Origin of the sequence: uncultured Treponema sp., from assembly GCF_945873775.1 — a bacterium.
Taxonomy (GTDB): domain Bacteria; phylum Spirochaetota; class Spirochaetia; order Treponematales; family Treponemataceae; genus Treponema_D.
In genome coordinates this window covers 1-24,956 of sequence record NZ_CAMCEC010000011.1, presented here as the reverse complement: position 1 = coordinate 24,956, position 24,956 = coordinate 1, and the positions used below count along the sequence as shown (strand labels likewise).

24 protein-coding genes are annotated in these 24,956 nt (G+C 40.2%); 13 read left to right on the top strand and 11 right to left on the bottom strand.

The genetic code is table 11. The annotated features are described in order from the left end of the window. Nucleotides 1-18: 18 nt before the first annotated feature. Nucleotides 19-1,269: a multiple monosaccharide ABC transporter permease gene (gene mmsB / locus Q0N70_RS07090; protein ID WP_013702448.1), complete on the top strand. Its 1,251-nt coding sequence runs from the start codon at nt 19-21 to the stop codon at nt 1,267-1,269. Nucleotides 1,270-1,455: 186 nt separating this feature from the next. After that, entirely contained in the window at nt 1,456-2,313 is an 858-nt protein-coding gene (locus Q0N70_RS07085) for a hemolysin III family protein (protein ID WP_294015315.1), read from the top strand. Nucleotides 2,314-2,502: 189 nt separating this feature from the next. Here Q0N70_RS07085 and Q0N70_RS07080 read toward each other — a convergent pair whose 3' ends face one another. From Q0N70_RS07080 to Q0N70_RS07040, 9 genes are all read right to left on the bottom strand, one after another. After that, complete coding sequence (locus Q0N70_RS07080) at nt 2,503-2,715, bottom strand: SlyX family protein (protein WP_294015312.1); 213 nt, start codon at nt 2,713-2,715, stop codon at nt 2,503-2,505. A gap of 5 nt (nt 2,716-2,720) precedes the next feature. After that, entirely contained in the window at nt 2,721-4,253 is a 1,533-nt protein-coding gene (locus Q0N70_RS07075; RefSeq protein WP_294015310.1) for an MBL fold metallo-hydrolase RNA specificity domain-containing protein, read from the bottom strand. Nucleotides 4,254-4,728: 475 nt separating this feature from the next. Continuing rightward, complete coding sequence (locus Q0N70_RS07070) at nt 4,729-5,958, bottom strand: hypothetical protein (RefSeq protein ID WP_294015309.1); 1,230 nt, start codon at nt 5,956-5,958, stop codon at nt 4,729-4,731. Between the two features lie 173 nt (nt 5,959-6,131). After that, on the bottom strand, nt 6,132-7,121 hold the full coding sequence (locus Q0N70_RS07065) for an Rpn family recombination-promoting nuclease/putative transposase (RefSeq protein ID WP_294015307.1): 990 nt from the start codon (nt 7,119-7,121) through the stop codon (nt 6,132-6,134). A 60-nt stretch (nt 7,122-7,181) separates the two neighbouring features. Then, nucleotides 7,182-7,997, bottom strand: coding sequence for a hypothetical protein (locus Q0N70_RS07060; RefSeq protein WP_294015304.1), 816 nt, complete (start codon nt 7,995-7,997; stop codon nt 7,182-7,184). 76 nt (nt 7,998-8,073) lie between these two features. Beyond that, nucleotides 8,074-8,997 (bottom strand): regulatory iron-sulfur-containing complex subunit RicT, encoded by a 924-nt coding sequence (locus Q0N70_RS07055; RefSeq protein WP_294015302.1) that lies wholly within the window; start codon nt 8,995-8,997, stop codon nt 8,074-8,076. 28 nt (nt 8,998-9,025) lie between these two features. Then, on the bottom strand, nt 9,026-9,568 hold the full coding sequence (locus Q0N70_RS07050; protein ID WP_294015301.1) for a YaaR family protein: 543 nt from the start codon (nt 9,566-9,568) through the stop codon (nt 9,026-9,028). 1 nt (nt 9,569) lies between these two features. Beyond that, nucleotides 9,570-9,986 carry a polymer-forming cytoskeletal protein gene (locus Q0N70_RS07045; protein ID WP_294015300.1) on the bottom strand — a complete coding sequence of 139 codons (417 nt, stop codon included), beginning with the start codon at nt 9,984-9,986 and terminating at the stop codon, nt 9,570-9,572. A gap of 1 nt (nt 9,987) precedes the next feature. Continuing rightward, nucleotides 9,988-11,001 (bottom strand): M23 family metallopeptidase, encoded by a 1,014-nt coding sequence (locus tag Q0N70_RS07040; RefSeq protein ID WP_294015299.1) that lies wholly within the window; start codon nt 10,999-11,001, stop codon nt 9,988-9,990. Between the two features lie 269 nt (nt 11,002-11,270). Between Q0N70_RS07040 and Q0N70_RS07035 the strand changes: the two genes are divergently transcribed. The 9 genes from Q0N70_RS07035 (at nt 11,271) to Q0N70_RS06995 (ending at nt 21,455) form a co-directional block, all read left to right on the top strand. Next, nucleotides 11,271-12,056, top strand: a complete 786-nt coding sequence (locus tag Q0N70_RS07035) for a TatD family hydrolase (RefSeq protein WP_273467032.1) — start codon at nt 11,271-11,273, stop codon at nt 12,054-12,056. Beyond that, nucleotides 12,053-13,063: a tRNA dihydrouridine synthase DusB gene (dusB, locus tag Q0N70_RS07030; protein WP_273467033.1), complete on the top strand. Its 1,011-nt coding sequence runs from the start codon at nt 12,053-12,055 to the stop codon at nt 13,061-13,063. The genes Q0N70_RS07035 and dusB overlap by 4 nt, the downstream gene beginning before the upstream one ends. Nucleotides 13,064-13,132: 69 nt before the next feature. Further along, entirely contained in the window at nt 13,133-14,713 is a 1,581-nt protein-coding gene (locus Q0N70_RS07025; RefSeq protein ID WP_273467034.1) for a DUF5312 family protein, read from the top strand. 1 nt (nt 14,714) lies between these two features. Next, nucleotides 14,715-15,872, top strand: a complete 1,158-nt coding sequence (dgcA, locus tag Q0N70_RS07020) for a diguanylate cyclase DgcA (protein WP_273467035.1) — start codon at nt 14,715-14,717, stop codon at nt 15,870-15,872. After that, nucleotides 15,869-16,492 (top strand): rhomboid family intramembrane serine protease, encoded by a 624-nt coding sequence (locus tag Q0N70_RS07015; RefSeq protein ID WP_273353837.1) that lies wholly within the window; start codon nt 15,869-15,871, stop codon nt 16,490-16,492. The genes dgcA and Q0N70_RS07015 overlap by 4 nt, the downstream gene beginning before the upstream one ends. After that, nucleotides 16,483-17,211: a hypothetical protein gene (locus tag Q0N70_RS07010; RefSeq protein ID WP_294015295.1), complete on the top strand. Its 729-nt coding sequence runs from the start codon at nt 16,483-16,485 to the stop codon at nt 17,209-17,211. The genes Q0N70_RS07015 and Q0N70_RS07010 overlap by 10 nt, the downstream gene beginning before the upstream one ends. Before the next feature lie 23 nt (nt 17,212-17,234). Then, nucleotides 17,235-17,669: a hypothetical protein gene (locus Q0N70_RS07005; RefSeq protein WP_294015294.1), complete on the top strand. Its 435-nt coding sequence runs from the start codon at nt 17,235-17,237 to the stop codon at nt 17,667-17,669. 102 nt (nt 17,670-17,771) lie between these two features. Further along, nucleotides 17,772-19,331: a phenylalanine--tRNA ligase subunit alpha gene (locus Q0N70_RS07000; protein WP_294015292.1), complete on the top strand. Its 1,560-nt coding sequence runs from the start codon at nt 17,772-17,774 to the stop codon at nt 19,329-19,331. A 54-nt stretch (nt 19,332-19,385) separates the two neighbouring features. Further along, the gene (locus Q0N70_RS06995; RefSeq protein WP_294015289.1) at nt 19,386-21,455 is read left to right on the top strand and encodes a methyl-accepting chemotaxis protein; all 2,070 of its coding nucleotides are present in this window, start codon (nt 19,386-19,388) and stop codon (nt 21,453-21,455) included. Here the strand turns inward: Q0N70_RS06995 and radA are convergent. Continuing rightward, a complete protein-coding gene (radA, locus tag Q0N70_RS06990; RefSeq protein WP_294015287.1) occupies nt 21,452-22,801 on the bottom strand; it encodes a DNA repair protein RadA in 1,350 nt (449 codons plus the stop codon). The genes Q0N70_RS06995 and radA overlap by 4 nt on opposite strands. Nucleotides 22,802-22,920: 119 nt before the next feature. Here radA and pgsA point away from each other — a divergent pair, with 119 nt between their 5' ends. Both pgsA and Q0N70_RS06980 read left to right on the top strand, forming a co-directional pair. Next, entirely contained in the window at nt 22,921-23,529 is a 609-nt protein-coding gene (pgsA, locus tag Q0N70_RS06985) for a CDP-diacylglycerol--glycerol-3-phosphate 3-phosphatidyltransferase (RefSeq protein WP_273467039.1), read from the top strand. A gap of 173 nt (nt 23,530-23,702) precedes the next feature. Continuing rightward, nucleotides 23,703-24,077, top strand: a complete 375-nt coding sequence (locus Q0N70_RS06980) for a hypothetical protein (RefSeq protein WP_273467040.1) — start codon at nt 23,703-23,705, stop codon at nt 24,075-24,077. Nucleotides 24,078-24,128: 51 nt separating this feature from the next. On the opposite strand, the gene Q0N70_RS06975 is transcribed toward Q0N70_RS06980, so the two are convergent. Further along, a complete protein-coding gene (locus Q0N70_RS06975; RefSeq protein WP_294015284.1) occupies nt 24,129-24,866 on the bottom strand; it encodes a bifunctional 2-polyprenyl-6-hydroxyphenol methylase/3-demethylubiquinol 3-O-methyltransferase UbiG in 738 nt (245 codons plus the stop codon). Between the last annotated feature and the right edge of the window lie 90 nt (nt 24,867-24,956).

Sequence of the window (24,956 nt, the reverse complement as noted above, 5' to 3'; positions counted from 1 at the left end):
TTTATTAGGAGTGTAAATATGGCAGTTAATACAAACAGCTTAAAGAAAATGCTTAAGGGTAACACGATGATTTTTATTCTTCTGGCAGTCATGCTGTTTTTTCAGGCTTTGATTGTTGGATTCGGAAAAGGATCGCTTTTTGCACCGGAAAATATTACAAACCTTATAAACCAGAACGCCTGGGTTGTAATTCTTGCAACTGGTATGCTTCTGTGTATTCTTACCGGCGGAAACATTGACCTTTCTGTTGGCTCTGTAATTTGTCTTGTTGGCGCGGTCGCAGGAATTTTAATTGTAAATCTTGGCTGGCCGGTTATTCCTTCGATTATTGTATGCCTTATTGTCGGAACAGCAATCGGTGCATGGCACGGATTTTTTATTGCTTATGTTCACATTCCGCCGTTTATTTGTACATTGTCCGGAATGCTTTTGTGGCGCGGAGTTGCCTTGATCCTTCTTGGCGGAATGACAATTTCTCCGTTCCCTTCAACATTCATGAATATCTTCAACAGCTATCTTCCAGACCTTGCGCTTGAGCAGGCTACAGACGAGCTTTTTGAAGCTTCAGAAGATGCCTATTATGCTCTTGTTGACAAGAATGCGCAGATTACTTTGATTGTAACTTTGATTATTGCCGTTATCTGCTGCTTTGTTACTGTGGCATCAGCACTTTGTAGCCGCGCGTCAAAAAAGAGAAAGGGATATTCTGTGTCTTCTGCCGGCTCGTTTATGGGAAAGCAGGTTGTTTTGTGCGCTGTTATTATGCTTGTTGGCTGGCTACTTGCTCAGGACAAAGGACTTCCGCTTATCCTTGTAATTCTTGCAGTGATTGTCGGAATCTATTCTTACTATACACAAAATACAGTTCCAGGCCGCTATCTTTATGCAATCGGCGGAAATGAAAAAGCTGCCCGCCTTTCAGGTGTAAACACTGATAATGTTATGTTCTTTGCTTACACAAACATGGGATTCATTGCAGCTGTTGCAGGCCTTGTCTGCGCCGCTCGATTGAACTCTGCCGCTCCTACTGTTGGAACAAGCTATGAAATGGATGCGATTGCATCATGCTTTATCGGCGGAGCTTCTGCTTACGGCGGAACAGGAACTGTAGGTGGTGCTGTAATCGGCGCTGTATTTATGGGAATCCTGAACAACGGTATGTCGATTCTTGGTGTTGATGCGAACTGGCAGCGCGCGGTAAAAGGACTTGTTCTTTTACTTGCTGTAATCTTTGATGTTGTTTCAAAGAAAAGAAGCAGTTCAAAATAAAAAATAGTATTTGTTTCATTTTTTCCTCCTTTCATTTTTGCCCGGTGTCTAAAAAGATGCCGGGTGTTTTTTGTATTGATATTTACGTATTTAAAAAAGACTTGGAATGTTGTATAATACAAGTTCAGAGTTTCCTCAAAAAATTTAAGTTTTTAGAGGTTTCAATTAATTTTAACGAGGTTTGTCATGGGCGATATTACCCGCAGAATCACAAGAAAATCCTTGAAGGCAAAAAGAAAAGCAGCCATAAAAACTATAAAGGCTCAGGCAAAGGAAAAAATCCATCAGATAAAAGTTGACTATTCTATGGATGCAGAAAAGAAAAAGGAAAAAGCAGCTGAACGGGAGCGAAAACGTGAGCTTAGGGCGCAAAAGGCAAATGCACGCTTGTCTTACAATGCACGCCAGCCGCGTCCATTTACACTTGGCGAAGATGTGTTAAGTTCAATTGCAAACGGAATCGGAGCGGGGCTTAGTGTTTCGGCGATTGTTCTTTTAGTTATCCGCGCGTACTTTTATGCCCCGGCTTTGCAGAAAAGCACTTATATTTCAACATTTGCGGTGTTCGGCTCAAGCCTTTTTGTGCTTCACCTTATGGCGACTCTTTACCATGCGATTTCACCTTCAAAAGCAAAAAAAGTATTTTCCATTTTTAATCATTGCGCAATTTATCTTTTTATAGGCGGAATCTTTACACCTTTAATGCTTGCTAAAATGTCTGGACCTGCTACAACTGCCTGCGCTGTTCTTTGGGGAATTCTTGCATTCCTTTTGGTTTTGTATGCAGTGTTCGGCGCAAGGCTTCATTCATTTTCAGTTTTTACGTACATAGTTTTTGCGGCAATTCTAATAGGACTTGTTGCCTCTGGAGCTATTGCATTGAGTTTTTCAAGCAAAGTGTTCTTGTTTGCAGGAGCAGCCGCTTATGGAATAAGCCTTGCGTTCTTTATGATGCGGAATTTCAAATGGACTCACAGCATTTTCCATCTGTTTGCGATTGGAGCTGCGGTGCTGGTATTCTTTGGAATTTATAATCTTATATAATCTGAAGTTTTTTGATAAAAATATCAGTTTAAGTTATTCACTAAATCAAAATGTCATTGTCTTACTTGATACGGCAATCAGGAGACAAATTAACTGAATTTTTTCAGAAACATTGATGTGTCGTTGCCCGATTCCCACAGCAAAATATAAAACAAGAAATCCCGGTTGCAAAAACAGCCGGGAATTTTTTTAGTAATGCGGCGGCTTTCTGTTTGGAATGTCGCCTTCAAGAATGTCAGAAACTTCGTGCAGCTTCTGCGATAAAATCTTGTTTTCAGCCCTGAGCCGCTCAATAGTTTCTGTATGCTCTACGGAAACAGCCTGAAGCTGGTTTATAAAGTCTTCCAGGTAGGCAAGCTTTGTTTCAAGGCTGATTATTTTTTCTTCAACTTCCTTTTCCATTTGAACTATTCCAAATTGTATGTTTCGCCGTACTTTACAATTTCAACATTCGGAAATCCGTTTTCTGCAAGGTAGCCTTTAAGGTGTGCCTGCGCATCTTTTTCACCATGCACAAGGAAAATCTTTTTGAGCCTGCTTGTGTCTATGAGCTTGAGCCATTCGGTGCTTTCCTTGTAGTCGGCGTGCGCGCTGAATGAGTCAATTTGCTTTACCTGAGCATTCACCTTGTACCAGTCGCCAAGAATCTTCACTTCCTTTTCGCCTTCAAGAATTCTGCGGCCCAGAGTATGTTCGGACATATAGCCTACAATCAGAATTATGTTGTTCGGATTTGAAATGTTGTTCGCCAAGTGGTAAAGAATGCGTCCGGCTTCGCACATTCCGTCTGCGCTCAAAATTATCATAGGACCGCTTTTCTTGTTAAGCTCCTTGGATTCATCGACGCTTGTAATGAACTGAAGCGAGTTAAAGCCAAACGGATTTTTGTGGTGTGCAAGGAACGCTTCCTGAGTTGCGGCGTCATAGCATTCCTGATGAAGCTGATAGATTCCAGTTGCATTTACTGCCATAGGACTGTCCATGTAAATTGGAATCTGCGGAATTCTTTTTTGGTCAACTAAAAGATGAAGGTAATAAACAATTTCCTGCGCGCGCTCAATTGCAAAAGTTGGAATGATTATTTTTCCTTTTGAGTCGATTGCCTGGCGCACAACTTTTTCCAGCTCATACATTGTGCTTGAAGTTTCCGCATGAAGCCTGTTGCCGTAAGTGCTTTCCATGAAGATGTAGTCTGGGGCTGGCATATTTGTTGCCGGGTCTTTTATGATTGGCTTGTTGCGTCTTCCCAAGTCTCCTGTGTAAAGAACTCTAAGCTCGTCTGCTCCGTCTGCATTTTGCGCTTGCTCATTTTTTGAAGAAAGTTTTGCGCCGAACAGTTTGTGCCAAAGTTTTGGTCTTGAGCCGCTTCCTGAGCCCGCGTTTGGTCCTTGCTGATTTTTTCTTTGCCCTGTAATTGTAAAGTAGGCGAGGGAACTTCCAAGAATATGCCCTGCGTCAAAAAATTCAAGCTGAACGTCCGGGGCAATGTACATTTTGCGGTTGTAGCCAAGCGTAACAATCTGGTTTGCCGCCTTTACGCAGTCCGCTTCATTATACAGAGGCCTCCAGGTAAAAGCTTCGCCTTTCTTTTTTGCCTGCTTTGCAAGAAATTCCGCGTCCCGTGCCTGAATGCGCGCGCTGTCCATCATAACGATGTTTGCAAGGTCTCTTGTTGCCGGAGTTGCATAAATTGTTCCGTCGTATCCGTTTTTCATAAGAACAGGAAGAAGCCCGCAGTGGTCGTAATGCGCATGGGTCAAAACAACGCTTTCAACTTTGTCCGCCGGAAAACTGAATTCCCTGTTCTTTTTGTCTGATTCTGCTCTTCGCCCCTGAAAAGCTCCGCAGTCTACCATTATGCTGCGTCCGTCAATTTCAAGTATATGCCGGCTTCCTGTAACTTCTTCTGCCGCTCCAAGTGAATATGCTGTAACTGCCATAAAAGCCTCCTGATGTAATTCTAAAAACTGCCTATATTTAATTATAAACCCGATTTGTGTTTTTCTCAATTTTTTTCTTTACGCTGAAAGTCTAGTTTACTCATCCTTGCAAGAAATGCGGGACAGTGAAACCGGCAGTGTCCCATAGCAGTTAGGAATTAACTTAGTTTCACATTGTTTTTGACTTTAAAACATTTCGTTTTTTAGCTTAAAACACTTTGTTTTTTCCAAAGAAACACTCTGTTTTTTAGGAAAAAACATTTCTTTCTAAAATTAATATCACACAGATAGCAACAGAGAAAATTGTATTATTGCCCTTTCATTTAAACACAAAAAAGCCTCCCTTTTGGGAGGCTTTCGCTTTGGTTGCACATTATGTGTGCCAAGAACAACCCCCGACAGCTTTGCTCGCAAAACTGTCAGATCGACCGAGTTTGCAAAGCAAACTCGCAGAGATTGTCCTTTGGACAATCGCCTAGAACCAAACGCTTACAGATACTGGGATTGCCCAAACGAATTCATCGCCGTCGCCAGTAACAGTTCCTGCAACTGGGTTGTATCCAGCTACGAGACCATTAGAATCTCCTCCAGCTACTACAAGACCACAGCCGTTTGTTGCGCCCTGGAAGCCAACACCAAGGGAACCGTTGCTTCCAATAGACTTGTTAACTCCAATGAGGAAGCTGATAGCACCTTCGTCACCGTCTTTTCCGAAGTTGTTATTCTGGAAGCGAACATCAGCAACTGCTGCAAGTCCGTCCATTACAGTGAAGTCTACACCAGCTCCTACGAAGAAAAGACTGTCATCATCGTCGCCAACACACTTGTCCTGAAACTGTCTATAACCGCCAGAAACAGAGAATTTCATAGCATCAGAAACCTGATAAGAAGCACCAGCTGAGAATGCCATCTTGAGGTAGCCAGGAGCATAGTCCTTGTCTGCGATACCGAAGCGTGCACCTACAGTTACATAGAGGTTCTCGATTGCTGTGATGTCGAATGCAACACCAATCTGTCCTGTTGTTTTGTCTTCATCAACTTCTGCATTTCCATCACTGTCTGCTTTTGTTGTATATGACCAGTCACCAATCCACTGTGCCTTGAGCTTACCTACACCCTCGATTGCATATCCGAATCCAACCTGCGCATTGCGGTATGTCCATTCTGCTGTGTGATAGTAGTTTCCGTCATCAGTCTTGTCCATTGGGATAACTGCGAAGAGGTGGAGTCCATCGATTGGATCAGCCTCAACCATAAGACCTTTTCTCCAGATTCCGTCGAATGTGAGACCTTCATCTTCAAATCCTGCCCAGTTGTAAGCTCTGAGCCAGTTCCACTGACCGTAGCAGAAGTCGCCGCGGAGTCCATTGTCTGGAGAGTCGTATTTACCGATAGAAATCTTTACTGTGTCAGTTGGCTTAACCCAAAGGTTGAAGCGGTCTCCAGTTCCGAGTCCGCCATATACATCGTTGTATACACCCATGCTGAAACCAGCTTTTCCGTCTTCAGAAACGCCGTTGATGTCGATACGGGCTGTACGTGCGCCCCATCCCCATGAGTTCTCCATTCCTGCTACAACTTCTTCACCTGTAGAAGCGATTGGTGAACCGAGCACGCGAAGCCATGCTCCGAATGTGATTTCTGCGAAAGCAGAAGTTGCTGTAAGTGCGGCAGCCGCTGCGACCGCGATAAGAGTCTTTTTCATCTCTTAGCCTCCTTATTTTTTGCGATACCATACGATATCATATCGTTATTCTACCCCAAGACAATCTATAAGTCAACAAAAAAAATTAAATTTTTGTAACCTTTAGAACTGCCTACGGTTTGTAGAAGCAACGCTATATTTTCGGCAAATTCCGCAGAATTCTTTAGCGGAATCTACTCTTTAATGACAAGCTTTTTCACCTGCTCCAAAGAAAGTCCAGTGCATCTTGCAACCACTTCCGGCGCAATTTTTTCCGCAAGCATCTTTCTGGCAGTCTCCTCAACTTTTTCAGCTGTTTGTTCTTCCGCAATTTCATTTGCCTTTTCCTTGGCTTCATTTTCTATGTCTTTTCTTATGGCATTAACTCTATCTTCGACCATTTCTTTTGCTAAATCTTTAGCTTCTTTTTCTATATCTGCCCTCATAGCATTAACTCTATCTTCAACCATTTCTTTTGCTATGATTTTTGCAAGCTGCTCGGATTTTTCTTTTACTTGGATTCGCATTTCCTGTTCCCACGTCATAAACCTATGCCTCCATTGCGCATTTGCCTTGGCGTACCTCACTTTTTGCTCAAGCTGGTCTGTAAAGTCCGAGGCCGCATTCAGTCCATTAAGGAATTTAAAGAATTCCCTTAGGCTTTTCGTGGGCATTTTATCATATTTTGAAGCATTGAAGAAGACTTTGTGAGTTCCGTCGTTTAATAAAACTTCAGAATTCTGCTTGCAAACCTGATGAAAATCATATACGGGAAGTCCGTTTCCAAAGGCATCTTCCATGCACAGAAAAATAACGTAGCTTTCGTTAAGCTCGCTGTAATCCGCGCCGGAAACAAGGCTGTCAACGTCCATAAGTCCTTGGTAATATCTTGCGCGCTTGGCAAGATTTGTTCTGTTTGTAGTTTGAATTTCAATATCAAAGCAGCGGCCAGTTCCGTCCTTTACATAGACATCGAACCGAATTCCCTTTGAATCGTAGTCAACTTTAAAGCTTCTTTCTGCCACATGAATTTCAATCCGCTCAATTTTTATGTTAAGAAGAAGTTCCAGGAGCTCCTTGCACAAGTCCGGGTTTGCCGTCATGACTTTGCAAAAGATAAAGTTGTCAGCCAGTGTCGCCTGCTCCCATTTTTCAGCGGGAGTCAGTTCATGCATTTCTTCCATAAATCCTCCGCATATTTAATTGCAGAAAATTATCAAAAAAATGCAGATTAAATGGGGAAATTAGTTTTTTAACAAGGCAAGAATTATTGTTGAGGCGGCAAGCAATATCAAAAACACAGTATAAACTGCATTAAACCATTTCTTCTTGCCTTTGTTAACTATAAGCATTACAAATCCAAGCAAAGTTGCAATGCAGGTAAGGAGGCAGAGATTTACTGTTGCTATTAGGTTTTTAGAAATGGTTTCTCTTGCAAATGCCTGGATATTCACGCTTACAAGTGTAAATATTGAAACAAAAACGCCCATTATTGTAAGAACATTTCCATAAATCTTTTCTTTTAAAGATTCAAGATCTTCTTTTGCGTCTTTGTATTCCTTCATAAGCTTGTCGTATTCAGGCTGATATTTTCCAACTCCTACAAAGTCTTTTTCGTTTCTGAATGAAGCTCCGTGCTGCTTGTCGTAAGTCTGCTCAGGGATTTCCTTTAGTTCTTCAAAAACAATCTGTGCAATTCCAAATCCCTTAGAAATTGTAAGAACCGAGTCAGAAATATTTTGAACGCGTAAAAAGCAGAATGTTCTGTGCCCCGGAATATATTGCGGACCGTCAACTTTAAGTCCCATTCTCATAACTGAATTTCTTTCAATAATCCGAGCGGTCAGTTGAGGCGGAAGTTCTATTTCTTCATTTGATTTTATGTAAACCACGTCTCCCGGTTTCAGTTCAAAAGACAAAACGATATTTTTTTGAGAGTCATATATGCAATCAACAGAAAGTTCGTAGGCAATTCCTTTTAAGTTTTCTTCTTTATAACCTGAAACAATGAGTTTTCCCTGCGAAACCAGTTCTTTTATATTTTTGTCAACTAAAAGCATAAAAACCTCTTTGATATGGATTTAAGTATATTCCCTATCATTTTTATTTTCAACAGTTGTGCGCTCTTTCAGTTTTTTAATTTCCGATTTTCCATCTGTTGCCTTCGCGGACAAACCGTTTGGCGTTCACTTCGATTACACGGCCGTCTTCTCCAAGCATTTTTACCATGGAAGTTATGGGGTTCACTTCAATTACGCGGAAATTTGTATCGTCGTAAAAAAGTCTTATGCCTTCATTCGGGAGCTTTTTGCGTGCCTCGGAATACCAGTCGTACTCATAGCTAAGGCAGCACAAAAGTCGTCCGCACTGTCCGCTGATTTTCATGGAGTTAAGGCTTAGGTTTTGTTCCTTTGCCATTTTTATGCTTACAGGCCGGAGTTTGTCGCTTATGCTGTTGCAGCAGTAAGGCCGTCCGCACACTCCAAGCCCTCCTGTAATTCGGCATTCATCGCGCACTCCAATCTGGCGCAGTTCAATTCGCATTTTAAAGATTGAAACAAGGTCTTTTACAAGTTCGCGGAAGTCAACACGGTTATCGCTGGAAAAGAAAAACAAGGCTTTCTGTTCGCCCACAAGAAAATGCACGGAAATGAGCTTCATGTCCAAATGATGATGCTCTACTTTTTCGCGGAAGACTTTGAATGCAGACTTTTCAGTTTCTGCAAGCGAAGCAGCTTTTTCAAAGTCGTCATTGTTTGCCTTGCGCGCAATCTGCACAACATCGCCGGGTTTTATTCCAACGGGAACTTTTGAAATTCCAAGGTTTTCTGCAAGGTCAAGTCCATAGCGGGTGGGAACAATCACTTTGTCGCCGTCGTTCAGCTTTCCGCCGGGAAACGTGGCGTAAATCCCTTCAAATGAATACACCAGCTTAAGCTTGTAAAGTTCTTTGGGAAAAACAAAATTCCTTGAGTCAGTGCTTTCTGATTCCTGCAAGTCTTCAAGAGAGGCAAGATCTTCATTTTCTTCATATATATCGCTTTCAAAAATATCAGACATAAAAACTCCAATTGTCTTAGTTTATCAATTATGACGCCATAAGGTCTACAAGCAGGCCGCTGATTTCGTTTACTCGGGCAAGCATTGAGAAAGCTTCCTTGTGCGAGCTTAAAAGCCACTTTGCCATTTCGTCCAGTTTCTGATTTATGACTACAATCTTAAACTGCGGATCAAGCGGCTTTCCTTTTCTTGTGAATCCGCGCCGTTCTCTTTTTTTTACTTCAAAGTTGTTTTTTGCAAGGTATCTTAAAAACTGTGACACTTTTTTTCTGTAGTCAGCGAATTCTTCCGGCGTCTGCTTTTCCTTTAGGCGGTCCGCCGCCATGTCGGCCTGATCTTTTAAATAAATTGCAGCGTCTTCCGTGTCCAGCCCCGCAATTTCCTTAGGTAAGCCGTCTTTTTGCAGAGCGAATTCTTCCCGGGCCTTTTCCATTGCGTTGGAAAAAAGTTTCCGCCTTGTTTTGTCTGTTTTCTGGGATTTTTCGTCTTTTTGGGCTTTTTGAGCCTGGGCGTTTGCTATGGAAGCTGCCGCGGAAAAATACAGGCTTGAGGATGTGCCTTCAACTTCCATTTTAAATCCTTATGGACATTGAAGAAATTGCCTTCATGTTTTCCTGCCGTGAAACTGCGGCTGCAAATTCCGCGCTGTCTGAAAGTGAAATGCAGTGGCCGTGCAGAACAACATTTTCTTCCGAGACAAGTTTTTTTGTCTGCAAGTCTCCGATTACCACGCTTGAAGAAAGAAGCTTTATAAAATCCGGCGCAACAATATCGCCAAGAACAATTCCGCCTATGACTGTTATTGATTTTGCTTTTATGTTTCCGCGGATTCTGGCATTTTCGCCGATTATAACGTTTCCTGTGGCTTCTATGTTTCCGTCAATATCGCCGTCAATACGAGCAAATCCGTTTATCTTGACATCGCCTTTTACAGAAGAGCCTGCGCCAAGGATGCTGTTAATGGAAATATTGTCGTTAAAAATTGCCATATTATTTTACGTTGATGTATTTTGCAGGATCTACTACGTCTGAACCAATGTGAACTTCGTAATGAAGATGCGGTCCTGTTGTGATTCCTGTGTTTCCGATTGTTCCAATTATCTGACGCTGGGCAACGGTATCGCCTTTCTTTACACGAGTTGTGCCAAGATGCGCATAGCGTGTATAAATTCCATGCTTGTGCTTGATTATCACATAAAGACCAAAACTGTCATCGTAAGTGACTGTAACAACCTGTCCGTTAGCAGTAGCAATAACAGGATCTCCTTGCCTCCAAGTACTAAAGTCAAGTCCTTTGTGAATGTACCATTGCTGTGTAATCGGATGCTGGTTCTGGCCGAATTCCATGGAAATGTGTCCGATTCCGTTTTTTACAGGCCAGACATTCGGAATGTCAGAAAAAAGCGCGCCTTGGTTTTCGAGCATTTTTCCAATCTGCTCAACTGGACGAACTGCGCTTTCCAAATAGGCTGTAAGCTGCTTTATGTCGGAAGTTTCCTTTAAAGAGCCTGAAGTTATGTCCTGTGTGTCAAACAAAGATGAAAGGTCTGAATTTCTTCCGGCTGATTTTGAAGTTCCTGTGTTCTGGTTTATTCCCAAAAGCGAAAGAGACTGGCTTAAAGTTGACTGGAATTTTTTTGCAGTCTGAAGAAGGTTGTTGTTTTCGTCCCTAAGCTCGTCAAGGCTTGCAAGAGTTTCTCTATTTTCGTCCCTAAGCCGTGAAATTTCAAGTCCAGAGGAAGCGTTTTTCTGATTAAAATAAACAAATGAGCCTGTAATTCCAATTGCAAGAATAATTCCAAGTACAAGCGCAAAAACATTTGTCTGCACGCTGAAAACTTTTCCCTGCGAATGCGGAACAATCATCAAAGTAAGTTTTCCGTCAAAGAATTTTACGACATTTGTGCAAATCTTGCCTATAGAAACAAAGAAAAGTCTAAAGGCATGCATAATACGGGAAACTATATTTTTTTCTAATCTCTTGTATTTGCGAGAGTGCGCCACAAAAATCTCCGTAAAAAACTTTATTCAGAAAATAACAAGCAAGCTTTAAAACTTGACTTTTAAAACTACTTCTGAATTACCGAACAAACAGTATATCAAAGGGCGGCTATGCTGTCAAACGGACTGACCTAGCAAAGGCAAATTATGTTTGACTTCAAAGCGTTCCTATGTTATCTTATTAGTAATATATCGGATAGTTAATTAAAAAATATTAAAATTTTCTAGGGAATCTTCTTTAGAAAAGTCTTTCAAGTTTTTAAGGAAAAGCCATGCAGTTTTTTGATACTCACGCCCATATAGGGTTGATTTATGACGACCCTGTAAGACAGATTAGCGTTATTCAGCAGGCAAAACAAGCCGGCGTTACAAGAATTATAAGCATAAACAACAGCATTCTTGACTTCAAAAAAGAATATGCGTTCCTAAAGTCGCAGAAAGGTGTTTATCATGCCGTTGGAGTCGGTCCGTCAGAAGTAAACAATCCTGGCGCAGATTGGATTAAGATAATAGAAGAAAGTGTTTCACTTCCAAATGTTGTGGCAATTGGAGAAACTGGACTTGACTATTTTAAGCAGTACGGAGACAAACGCCGCCAGATTGAACTTTTTATAACTCAGCTGGAGCTTGCCCAAAAGCACAATCTTCCAGTCATAATCCACAACCGCGATGCAGGAAAAGACATTTTTGAAATTCTTCAGGACAGACTGCCGGAAAAAGGCGCAATTTTTCATTGCTACAGCGAAGATGCTCCTTATGCAAAAAAATGCCTTGACGCAGGAATGAATGTTTATTTTTCTTTTGCAGGAAATTTGACTTACAGAAACGCCCGCAATCTGCACGAAACAGTTCTTAATATTCCGCTAGACAGAATTCTTTTGGAAACTGAAAGTCCTTTTATGATTCCGGCTGAATTCCGCGAAAGAAAAAGAACAATGCCGGCATATTTGCCTTCCACTGCAAGATTTTTGGCGGAAATGCTTGAAACTGACTTGGAAAAACTTTCTGACCAGCTTTGGACAAACAGCTGCAAAGTCTTTAACTTGCCGGAAGAATGAGCCTTTATCATCCAGTAGACATAGGAACTCTTCATTTAGACGGAAATCTCTTTTTAGCTCCTATTGCAGGCTACAGCGACATGGCGTTTCGTTCGCTTTGCGTTGAATACGGAGCTTCATTTTGCACCACGGAAATGGTTTCTGCGGAAGCTCTTGTGCGAGGAAATAAAAAAACAGAGCTTCTTATGCGCCGTGCCCCGAATGAAAAAATTTACTGTGTTCAAATTTTCGGCGGAAATGCGCAGACAATGGCAGAAGCTGCAAAAATCGTCCTTGAAAAAACTGACTGCAACTGCATAGACATAAACGGCGGCTGTCCTGTTCCCAAAATAACAAAAACCGGAGCAGGCAGCGTGCTCACAAAAGAGCCGGAACGTCTTTATTCAATAGTAAAAGCCGTAAAAGAATCTTCCATAGAATACGCTTCATTGCATCCAGAACGCGGCAATGTTCCTGTAACAATAAAAATCCGCAGCGGCTGGGATTCTTCTAATATAACATGGAAGGAATGCGCAGACGCAGCTTTAAAAGCCGGAGCAGACGCAATAACAATTCACGCGCGAACAAAAGCCCAAGGCTATTCTGGAAAAGCCAACTGGGAAATTCAAAAACAGCTGGTTGACTTCGTTGCAAAAAGAATTCCAGTTTTTGGAAGCGGAGATGCGTTCAGCCCGGAAACTGCAAAACTAATGCTTGAACAGACTGGCGTAGATGCCGTTATGTTTGCAAGAGGCGCAATGGGAGATCCGTTTTTATTCAGAAGAACAAAACAATTTCTTACAGAAGGAAAGTACGAAACAGAAACTCCAAAAGAACGACTTGAAGCAGGACTTCGAGAACTTAAAATGAATGTCTCAGAACACGGAGAACGCGCCGCCTGTATGCTGATGAGAAAAAAATTCTGCGCGTACAGCTCAGGAATAAAAGGCGGCGCAAAGCTAAGAGAGCAAATCGTAAATTCCGTTTCTGTAAAAGACTACGAAGAACTCTTCCAGCAGTTTTTGTGAAAACCATTGCGCAAAACGCGTTTTTACTGCACTTGAACAAATCCTTGTTTATCCATAAAATAATCTATTATGGGGCTTTTTCAAATAATTGCAGAGTTTTTCAAAACAATATTTTCTCCAACATCACCAGAAAGCCTCCAAAGACAGGCAGTTAGAAAAATTGAATCCGAACTGAAAAATCTTGCGCCGGAACTCTACAAGCACGGTCTTGTCATGCCAGATTTTGCAGAAGCTTTGCGCGTGCTTTTTATAAATACAGCTCCAATTTTTGACATTCTTTCAGAAACTTACTGTTCTACGGATTTGGACACAAGCCGGCATTTTGAAGAGCAGCTTATTTTTACAGGATTTGACAACGAAGCCCGGGAAATTCTTGAAAATCTTCTTTCTTATGAAAATAGAAAAAAAAGCGCAATGGAAGCCCAGTCGCTCATCCGGCATTTTGAAACCGAGCACAGACAGCTTGAAAAAGTTGAAAAAGAACTGAATTCTCCTGCATTTATAAAAATTGAAGAAACTTTAGATAAAATAAAGCAGCTGAATGACATTTGCAAATTCAGCTACATAACCGCCCTTAAGCTTTTTGATCCTAGCTACAGCACAAAAGATTCCTACACGCCGGAATTTCAGCCAGTGCCAATTGAACTGCTGGAAAATTCTTTGCTTGACTTGTATTTTGTCATTGCTGAAATGGACATTACGAATTCGCTTTACAATGCGGTTCTTGCCCTTTTTAGACTGAAGAAAGGCGGAAAAATTTCAGACAGGGAACTTCAAAGCTTAAAAGAAAATTTCAAGAAAATTCAATATATCGTAAAGCACATTTTTACCAAGGAAATTCTTTCCTGCATGATTAGAATTTCAAAGAAAAACTACGAGCTTGTTCCAGAACGCGCGGTTTACAATGGAAATTCACGGCAAAAATACGCTGAATATCTTGAAACAAGATTCCGCACAGATGAAGCCCGCTTAAAAGGTGAAATTCAAGACGCGGCAATAAACAATGAAATAAAGCAAATCTTCGGGGGCGCGCCGCTCGCCGCAGTTCAAGGATACAGCAAGGATTTGGATTTTCAGCTTAGGCAAAGCACGCCGTTTTCTTTTGCTTGGATTACGCCGCTTCAGCTTTTAAAGAATTTTATTTCAGTTTTTTACGAAGATCACGTAAAGCCGCTTTTAAATGACATTGTAATAGAAGGTTTTTTCAATAATCCAGCATACAAATCTGAATTCTCGTCTTCCGTGTTTACTTGCAACGATTCTCTTGAACGAATAAACGCATTTGAATCCAAATTTACGCGCGGAAACGAATTTGACGAAACAAACATCACTTCGCTCATAAGAGACAGCCATAAGGACGCGACATTTGAATCAACGCTGAAAAGCCTCATCGACAGAATTAACAGGCAGGCAAAAGAACTGATTCAGACAGAAACGACGAATGTTTTTCAGCTTTACAAAAAAATAAACGATATTCTTATCGAATCCAAAAAACCAAGTTCCGAAGTTATAACGAATTTAAAAGTTCTTATGATTTCTTCAAGAAACAGAGACAATTCTGACTGCATGGAAAATCAAAACGGCCAGTGGAAAGTTTTTCTTGAAGTAATGAAGAATTATGTTATAATCGGAAATATAGAGAAGAAATAAAATGGCTAAAAAGAATGCAATTTCTGCAAAGACTCAAACTCCAGCGGCAAAAGAAAAACAAGTTATTGCCGAGTTTGAAAAGCATATTTACGATTTACAGCAGATGCTTGAAATTTCAAAGTCATTTTGTTCAACAATCGAATTTTCACCGCTTATTGAATCGATTCTTTATGTTGCGATGGCTCAAATGCGCGTTACAGGCGCGGGGCTTTTTATTTCAGAAGAATTTGGCAGCGAATATTTTAAGCTTTCAGAAAATTATTCAGGAATCGCAATAGATCCTACAATCGAATACAAAATCAGCATAGATTCTCCGCTTATTGAATTTTTATCCAGTTCTTCAAATGTTTTTGATTTGCACGAGCTTTCTGAAAAATTCCCGGAATCGCAAGAAATAAAAGTTATAGAATCGCTGAATCCGTCGCTGATAGTTCCGCTTATGCTAAAAAATCACTTGAACGGAATTCTTGTTATGGGCGAGCGGATTTTTGTGGAAAATCTTTCTGCTGACTACACAACTTATGAAAGAAACGAAATTCAGACAATCGCTTCTCTTGCTTCGGTTGCAGTTCACAACGCATCTTTGATTGACCAGTCCACAACCGACATGATGACAAAGCTTCGCCTTAAATTTTACTTCTACAATATTCTTGAAGACAAGCTTGACTCCGCATTTTCCCACGAGCAGACATTAAGCGTTATAATGTTCGACATTGATTTCTTTAAGAAGTTCAACGACACTTACGGACACGCCTGCGGAGATTATGTTCTAAAAAAAGTTGCTGAAATTATAAGCGACAGCATAAGGGAAGGAGATCTTGCTTCAAGGTACGGCGGAGAAGAATTTACAGTTCTTTTGTGCAATGCAGGAAAAGACGAGGCGATGCTTGTTGCAGAACGCATAAGAAAGCGGATTGAACAGACCACGGTTTTCTATGAAGGCCATAATATGCAGATTACAATTTCCGGCGGAATTTCTGTTTTCAATGTAGAAACAAATCCTGTGCGCTCTGCAAAAGTTTTAGTAGATCAGGCTGACAAGGCTCTTTACATTTCTAAAAGAAGCGGAAGAAACAGAGTTACTGTTTTTGATCCTTCTTCTCAAAATGAAAATTCCGCAAAAGAAACAGAATCTGCTGTAGAAAAAACAAATTCATGAATATAATCCGAAAACCATTCCGCTACACTTTTTTTAACGCGACCTCTATAATAATTGCTTTAAATCTGATTGTTTTTTTCCTGACAATGATTTTTCCGCGGCTTCAAGTTTATCTTGGAATGTCGTATTTTGGAATTTTGCTTCATTATTATTGGCAGCCGCTCACTTACCTTTTTGTGCATTCAGGTTGGAGCCATATTCTTTTCAATATGCTGGCTTTGTTTTTCTTTGGAATTTCCGTGGAACGCGCGGTTGGCTCTAAGGAATTTCTGCTTTTTTATTTTTTGTGCGGAATTCTTGACGGAATTATTTCTACGGTTTTGTATCATTTTCTTGGAATCACTGTTCTTCTTGTAGGCGCAAGTGGAGCTGTTTACGCGCTGCTTTTTGCCTATGCCGTTATTTTTCCGCGAAATGTAATTTATATCTGGGGAATAATTCCAGTGGCTGCACCGCTGCTTGTTTTTGTCTATGCGCTGATTGAAATTATAAGCCAAATTTCAGGCGGCTCAGGAATTGCACATCTTGCGCATTTGGCGGGATTCGCTGTTGCCTGGATTTACTTTATTGCAAGAATGGGAATTCATCCTTTAAAAGTATGGAAAGACGCATGGAGATAAAAAAGCCGCTTTTTTTTTGCGTTCTGCTTTTATTTAGCGTGAATATTTTTTGCCAGGCTCCGTTGCAGAATGAGCAGATTAGAATTCAAGTTTGGGCGGAACTAGATTCTTTCCCCGGAAAATTTGAAGAAGAAAATTCAGTTCAAGAGCAAAAAATTTCTAAGCAGGAAGAAAAATCCGACTTTGAAAAATTGTACGGATTCGCAATTGAACGGACAAAGCAAGTTGCGCCTTTTTTAATGGAAGGACTTTTGTACGGCTGGAATTTTGACTACACGCCTTATGACAAAAAACGCGGAGTTCAGGAATATTGGGAATTTTCCGAAGTTAGAAAATTTGATTCTTCTATAAATCGCCTTGAATATCACAATCCAGTTCCCAAAGACGGAAAGCTTTTAAGCTGGGTTTACTGCGACAGAACTTCAGCCCAGCAACTCGAATACAAAAGATGGACTTCTATAATTCACCCAAAAGTAAAAGGCTCTGGTTCAGCTTCTGTTCAAGACGGATTTGAAGGAATAAAGCAGGCGTGCAGCAATGCGGCGAAAAATGCAGTAAGAGAATATTGGCGCACAATGGAAAAAAACAAGCCCAAGGAAATTTCCGGGACTTTGCTTTTAATCCGTGACCCAAGAATTTTCATAAAAAACGGACGCTATGAAGTTGACCTTGATTTTTTCTTGGAAACTGATAGAATAGTTCCGTATACTTACTATTGACGCTACTTGAAAGGAGGTATCGCATGAAAAAGATATTTATATTGGCAACAGCAATTATGCTTGCAGCAGGAACAGTTTTTGCACAGCAGGAAGAATCATTAGAAACTAAAATGGCTTTAGATCCATTGGAAGCCGCAAACAGCTATGCGGATACAAAAACAAAAGTTCTTCCTATAGAAGACAAATATTCAACTTTGCATCCAAAAGCTAAGAACGTAACTTTGCAGCTTGAATTTACTCCGCTCACTGGAGAAGTTATTTTCACTTATACTTGTATGCAGTCCAGTTTTGATTTGGGCGAAGCAATGAATGTTGCAATTGCAGTTTACGAAGATTTTGCCTTGCAGAATCAGTTCAAGCATTATACTTACGCTCAGAAAGACAGAAAAAAATACTTTAAAGATGACAAAGGCGTAAGAATGGCAACATACACTTCAAAAGTTATCTTTACAAAATAATTTTTGCTGAACAGTTATTTTCACTTGCCTGTTAGGTGATTTTCATTTTGCTCCGGTTTGCAGTACAGGTTTTGCAGCCGGAATTTTTTGGTGCATATAAAATTGGCAGACTTAAAAACTTTAATTAAAAATCTTCATCCGCTTGAAACAAAAGTTCTTCTTCATTACAGCTTAAAAGACGAGCTTACTTCAACAAGGCTTCAGACTGAATTAGGATACAAGGAAGGCCACGCAAATCAGGCATTCAGCTGGCTTGCCGGAAAAAAACTTTTGGCAGAAACTTCCCGCACTCCGCACACATATTTTGAGCTTACAGATTTTGGCAGAAAGATTTTTAAAGACGGTTTTGCAGAAGAAAGAATTGTTTCTTATTTGAAGGAAAATGGTCCAAAACGTCTGCCGGAAATTGCAGCTGCCCTTGGAATTGAAAACAAAGATGTAGGCTCTGCATTTGGTTCGCTTAGCAAAGACAATGTTCTTGCCATGAATGCAGAAAAAAAAGCTGAATACACAGGCGCGCCTCTTCCAGAAAGATTCGCAGTTGCAAAATCACTTATAAAAAAAGCTTCCGAAGCTGAAAACTGCCAGCTTGACGCCGCAAATCTTACAAAGTCCGAAATTGAAATAATGGGTGGACTTACAAAGAAACGCGGAATTTCAGAAACTCCATTTAAAACTATTGAACGTGAAACTGTAATTTATAAACTTACAGAAGCATTTAAAGGCGTGGCTGATGCGCTCAAGAATTCAGGAATCACAGGAAATGAAATTGGAGAAATAACTCCATCAATGCTTGCTTCCGGTGAATGGAAAAAAGGAACTTTCCGCGGATACAATATTTCAATTCCACCGGCACGAATAATTCCGGGGCGCACAAATCCTTACGTTCAGTTTTTAGAGTCAGTAAAAGACAAGCTTTGCTCGCTCGGTTTTCAGGAATTTGATGGTCCGCTTGTAGAAACTGAATTCTGGAACGGAGACGCTTTGTTTATGCCTCAGTTCCATGCAGCCCGCGACATTCACGATGTTTACAGACTTAAGTATCCGACGCACGCAAAGTCAATTGAAGAGCCTTATCTTTCAAATGTTGCGGCTGTTCACAGAAACGGTGGAAACACAGGAAGCCGCGGATGGAACTACAACTTCGACAACGAATTTACACGCCGCTTGATTATGAGAAGCCAGGGAACAGTTCTTTCTGCGCACCAGCTTCACAAGGCAGAAATTCCTGGAAAATATTTTGGAATTGCAAGATGTTTCCGCTATGATAAAGTTGATGCGACTCACTTGAGTGACTTTTATCAGACAGAAGGAATTGTTCTTGGCGAAGAAGTAAATTTGAAAACTTTGCTCGGATTCCTTGAAATGTTCGCAGTGGAAATTGCAGGCGCAACAGACGTAAAATATGTTCCTGGCTACTTCCCATTCACAGAGCCTTCAATTGAAGTTCACATAAAACATCCGAAACTTGGCTGGTTTGAGCTTGGCGGCTCTGGAATTTTCAGACCGGAAGTTACAAAGGCAATGGGCGTTGATGTTCCTGTTCTTGCCTGGGGAATTGGAATTGACCGAATGGCTTTGATGGCTTTGGGACTTAACGATTTGCGCGAGCTTTTCTGCGAGGACATAGAAAAAGTAAGACTTAGAAAAGCAAAGTTCTAGTCTTACAATAAGTCTAATAAAAAAACTGTGCTTTTATATATAAAGGAGGAAATGTTGTCTAAAGCAAAGTCTATAGTTTTTAATTTTTTTGTTTTATTTTTTGCATCATTTTTTTCTATTGCTTTTGTTGTTGCTGGCAGTAGAATTTTATTCAATAAAGATGCTAAAAAAATTTTAAATCAGTCGGCAAGAATAAAAGAACTTGAATTTTCTTCTAATCTTGATGGAGAGCTTTTGCTTGCAACAAAAATGGCAAAATCTCCTTTGATTTCTCATTACATGGAAAATCCTCAAGACGCATCTCTTTCAAAAGCCGCAATGGAAGAAATTCTTTCGTATCAGGATGCATTTAAAGGGAAAAATACATTTTCAATTGCAGATACAGACTTGCTTTATTATTCAAACGGAAAATATCTTTACACGCTTGACAAGTCAGATCCTGCAAATTCATGGTTTACATCTTGCCTTGCAATTTCGGAAGACTACACTTTTATTGTGAGTTACGACACTGTTCTGAAAAAGACAATGCTGTGGGTTAATGCGGTTGTTCGTGATGAAACAAAAAAAGGAATCGGCTTGATAGGAACCGGTGTTGACCTTTCAGATTTTGTAAACATGATGTACAATAATCTTGAAAAAAATCGTAAGATGTTTTTCTATAATAAAAACAAGGAAATTACCGGTGCAGAAAACACACAGCTTCTAGAAGACAAGGCAAAGATTGAGTCACAGCTTCCAGAAATGGGAAAGATTGATAATTTCCCCGTTGAAAAAACTTTCCTCTGTGGAAAAAAAGGTTGTTATGAAATCGTCCCGATTCCATCTGTTGACTGGATGATGGTAATTTTTCTTCCATACACTATGACAGTCGCATTGTCTTATGCCGTTGCGCCTCTTGGAGCAGTTTTAATTCTTTTGCTCTTGATTGCTGCCGCTATTACACTGAAACGTCTTGTAAAGCCGCTTTTAGTTTTAAATGACGCTGTAAAAAACATTTCAGCAGGGAACGCGGATCTTACAAAAAGACTGAATTCGAATTCTGATGCTGCGACAATCGGGCTTATAAAAAAGATTGAAAAAGGATTCAATGCATTTATAGAAAAACTTCAGCAGATAATTATAACTGTAAAAAAATCCAAGGAAGAGCTTTTTGAATCTCTAGAAAATCTCCGCAGGTCAATTCATAAAATTGTAAATTCCATTGAGGAAATAAATCAGCATATTGACGGCATGGAATCTTCTGTTAGCGAGCAGTCGGGATTTTCTAATCAGACATCGGATGCTGTAAATCAAATTTCAGAAAAAATAAGTTCGCTAAATAAAATGATTTTGACACAAAACCAAAGTATTGAAGAAGCCAGTTCTTCCGTAGTACAGATGATTGGAAACATAAATTCTGTAAATAATTCTGTTGCAAAGCTTTCTGATTCTTTTTCGGCTTTGGAAGCAAGCACAACTCAAGGTGTTAAAAAGCAAAAAGAAGTGAATGAAAGAATTTCCGAAATAGAAAACCAGTCTAAAATGCTTCAGGACGCAAACTTAATAATTTCATCTATAGCGAGCCAGACAAATCTTCTTGCCATGAATGCGGCGATTGAAGCTGCCCACGCAGGAGAAGCAGGAAAAGGATTTTCTGTAGTTGCGGATGAAATCAGAAAACTTTCAGAAACCTCATCCGAGCAATCAAAGACAATTGGTCAGCAACTTACTGCTATTCAGGAATCAATTTCAAATATTGTTGTTACTTCTGGAGACTCCGAGAAAGTTCTACATTCCGTAGCAAACAGCATTCATAATACAGACGGACTTGTTCAGTCGATAATGCAGGCGATGAAAGAACAGGAGTGCGGCTCTAAGCAGATAAGCGACTCCTTGGCACTTTTGCAGAGCAGCTCACAGGAAGTAAGAGATGCGTCAATGCAAACTGAGCAAAAAAACGAGTCGATTCTTGAAGAAACAAAGAAACTTCAAAACAGCTCTAAAACTATAAAAAATCGCATAAATGAAATGGCAGAATGTGCCCGTTCAATAACACAGGAAGCAGAAACACTTGGAGGTCTTTCCGATGGAGTTGACCGGTCGCTTGAAAAAATTGGAAGTGAAATCGACTTATTCAAGGTTTAGCTTCTTTCCACAAAAAGACATTTTATAAGGTCTTTTATAGTTTCTACTTGAGTTGCTCCGGCTTCGGATTCAGGGACAATAAATTTCTGGAAACCAAGATCCCTTGCGGCTTTTATTCTTTGCTTTTGCTTCGTAACAGGACGAATTTCACCAGCGAGGCTTATTTCGCCTACAATCGCAGTTTTTTCTGGAAGAGAAATGTCTGTTCTTGCTGAATAAAGAGCCGCTGCCAAAGCTCCGTCAATCGCACTTTCTGAAAGTCTTATTCCGCCGGCAACATTTATATAAATATCCTGATCGCTGAATTTTATTCCAAGCCTTTTCTCAAGAACTGCGGCAACTCTGCTCACCCTTGCAGAGTCGATTTTTTCTGAATAAACACGGTTCACAGCCGCTTTTGCAGGAACAGTCAACGCCTGAATTTCAACGATAAAAACACGGCTTCCTTCAAAAACACTGGCGCAAGCAATTCCAGCTGGAGTTTCTTTTTTTCTTCGGGTTATAAAAAGCGAACTTGGATCTGAAACACACTTGAGGCCTTTTTCATCCATTTCAAAAAGTCCAAGCTCATCAACAGAACCGAATCTGTTTTTTTGCGCGCGCAGAAATCTAACTTCATCGCTTGTCCGCTCAAAAGATAAAACGGTGTCAACCATGTGCTCAAGGCTTTTTGGTCCGGCAATGTTTCCGTCCTTTGTAACATGGGCGGTCATAAACAAAACGCTGTCTCTTTCTTTTACCCAGCCAATCAGTTCGTTGCTGCAATATTTTAGCTGAGTTATAGTTCCCGGAACAAGTCCAGCTTCCACGGAATAAACAGTCTGAATCGAGTCCACAATGACGACCAGAGGATTCAGCGAGTCAAGAGCATCAAGAATATCTTCAAGGCGCATTGTGCATAAAATTTCCAAAGTGCCGGCTTCAAGATTTAAACGGTTCGCGCGGCTTTTTATTTGCCCTGCCGATTCTTCTCCGCTGACGTAAAGAATTTTTCCCTGGGGAAGAAGACTTGCCGCCGCCTGCAAAAGAAGTGTTGACTTTCCGATTCCGGGTTCGCCGCCAACAAGAATTGCGCTGCGTTTTGTAGCTCCGCCGCCAAGCACACGGTCAAATTCCTCGTTGCCAGTTGAAATCCGCGAATTGCTTTGCTGCGAAACTTTTTGCATTGGAACTGGCTTTGCTTTTAAAACTGTTCCGTCAGATTTTAAAGACGACTTTGGAGCATTTGAATCTAAAATGCATTCTTCAAGGGAATTCCATTCGCCGCATTCAGGACATCTTCCAAGCCAGGCAGGTTGCGTGTAGCCGCACTTTGAGCATTTGTAAACAACAGATTTCTTCGCCATATTTTTCCTACTATATTCAAAATTAGCCAAAAAGTCATTACCGTAAAAAGCGGCCAAATTTCAGCATAAAAAATACATTTATTGCTAAAACAGCAAAAATCTTCTATAATAAATTTATTATGAGAATTTCAAATAAATTCACACTTTCCAGAATTATTTTAGCGCCGATAATTTTTATAATATATAACATTCCACGCTGGCTTGGACTTGAAAACGGAAGCACTGTTGCAATCGCTTCAATTTGCGTTGCGATTCCAGTTCTTGCTTTTGCGGAACTCACGGATTATTTTGACGGACACTATGCGCGCAAGCTGAATGATGTGAGCGACTTTGGAAAAATGTTCGATCCTTTTGCCGATGTTTTTCTTCATCTTTCAATGTTTACCTGCTTTGTTTTTTCTGGATATATGCCGATTGTCTGCTATGTTTTGATTCTTTACCGTGAATTCAGCCAGAACTTTTTAAGAATGGTCGCGGCAAAACAAGGAACTGCAATTGCGGCAAGAAAAGGCGGAAAAATAAAAACTGTATTTTATGTGGCTTCGTGCTTTGTGGCTCTCATGCAGGAAGCTTTGATTCGCACAGAACTTGCTTCAGTCTGGAATTTAGACATGAAACTTTTGCTTCATATAGGTCAGGGATTTTTTGTTGTTTGCGTAATTTTGGCTTACATTTCTTTTATAGATTACTTAAAGAATTTTGGAAGCATACTGAAAAAGGCAATGTAAATTTTATAGGAGGATGTAATAAAAACTTTGCCTAAAATAGCGTCAAAGTTTTTATTCATAAGTTTGCGTTGCAAACTTTAATATAAACTGTTGTTTCTCACTTTGTTGCGAAACAACTTAAAAAGTCAAATCAAAAATTGATGTTTTCTTATTGACTTTTTATGGGAGGAATCATGAAAAAAATTTTTGCAATTGCAGCGGCTCTTGTTGTGGGAACTGCGGGAATGTTCGCTCTTGACTTGAAGGACATTCAGGGAACTTGGCAGGATTCTAACTGGGATGCAAACTGGACTTTCAATGCAGATGGAAGAATTATTCTTACAAAAGCTTCCAGCGGAGAAACAGTTTTCACTTTTGATGATTCAAATGTACAGAACTTTAAAATCTCTCCAAGCACTTCTGGCGTAAGCCTTTCTTTTGACTGCGAAGAAACAGAACGCTCGTACAAATTTACAAAGCCAATTACTCTCAATGCGGATTTGGATATGCACATTGATCCAGAGTGGACTTCTGAAGGCTACGACGTTAAAATTAAATTTCAGAAATAAAATTTAGCAACTATTTCTCAAAACTAAATGGCATTCTCAAAAATGGGAATGTCATTTTGTTTTTAAAATCACAACAAACTGCTCTTCGTTTCCTGTAAATTCGGATTTGTCAAAGTCAGCAAAAAATTCCGCACTTTTAAAGCCTGCATCTTCTGCAAAGTTTTCAATTTCGGAAGGAAGCAAAGGGTAAATCGGAATGTCCTTTACGATTGGCAAGAGCTTACCGTTGCCGGTTTCAAGGTTCATGGAAAAAAGCTTGGAATTATCTTGCGCAGTCATTATTTCAGAAAAAAGTTTGGCTCTCATGCTTTCACGACATTTAAGCTGGAAAAATGTTTCATCTTTTTTGTTTTCAAAATTTATGCACTGAATGACAAGAAATCCGTCTGGCGACATGAGTTTTTTGCAGTCAAAGAAAAACTGCCGGATTTTTTCCCTTCCGCCTAAAAAAAGCAAGCGGCTGTTCAAAATGGAAACAACATTGTAAAAATTTTTACCTAAGAATTTCGTCATGTCTTCTGCTTCCATCTGAAAAAAACGAATTGACATCAATTGATTTCTTCGGCGCAAATTTGCTGTATGCAAAAGTTCCTCGCAGTTTTCAATTCCTGTAACATCGTGTCCTTGCTTGGAAAGTGAGCTTTCAAAAAGCCCTGAGCCGCAAAAAACTCTCAAGAACCTGACAGGCGAACTAAAATTTTCGCACAATTCCGTATATAAATTTTTTTGAGCTTCTGAAACTTTAAAAAGCTCATCGTAATATTCAACAAGATTTTGAATAAACATCATTCTTCTATTATAAAAGCAGTTTTGCTATTTTGCAAATGATAGTGTACAATAAAGTTCGCAATTTGGGGTAGAAAAAAGCCATTGAAAATT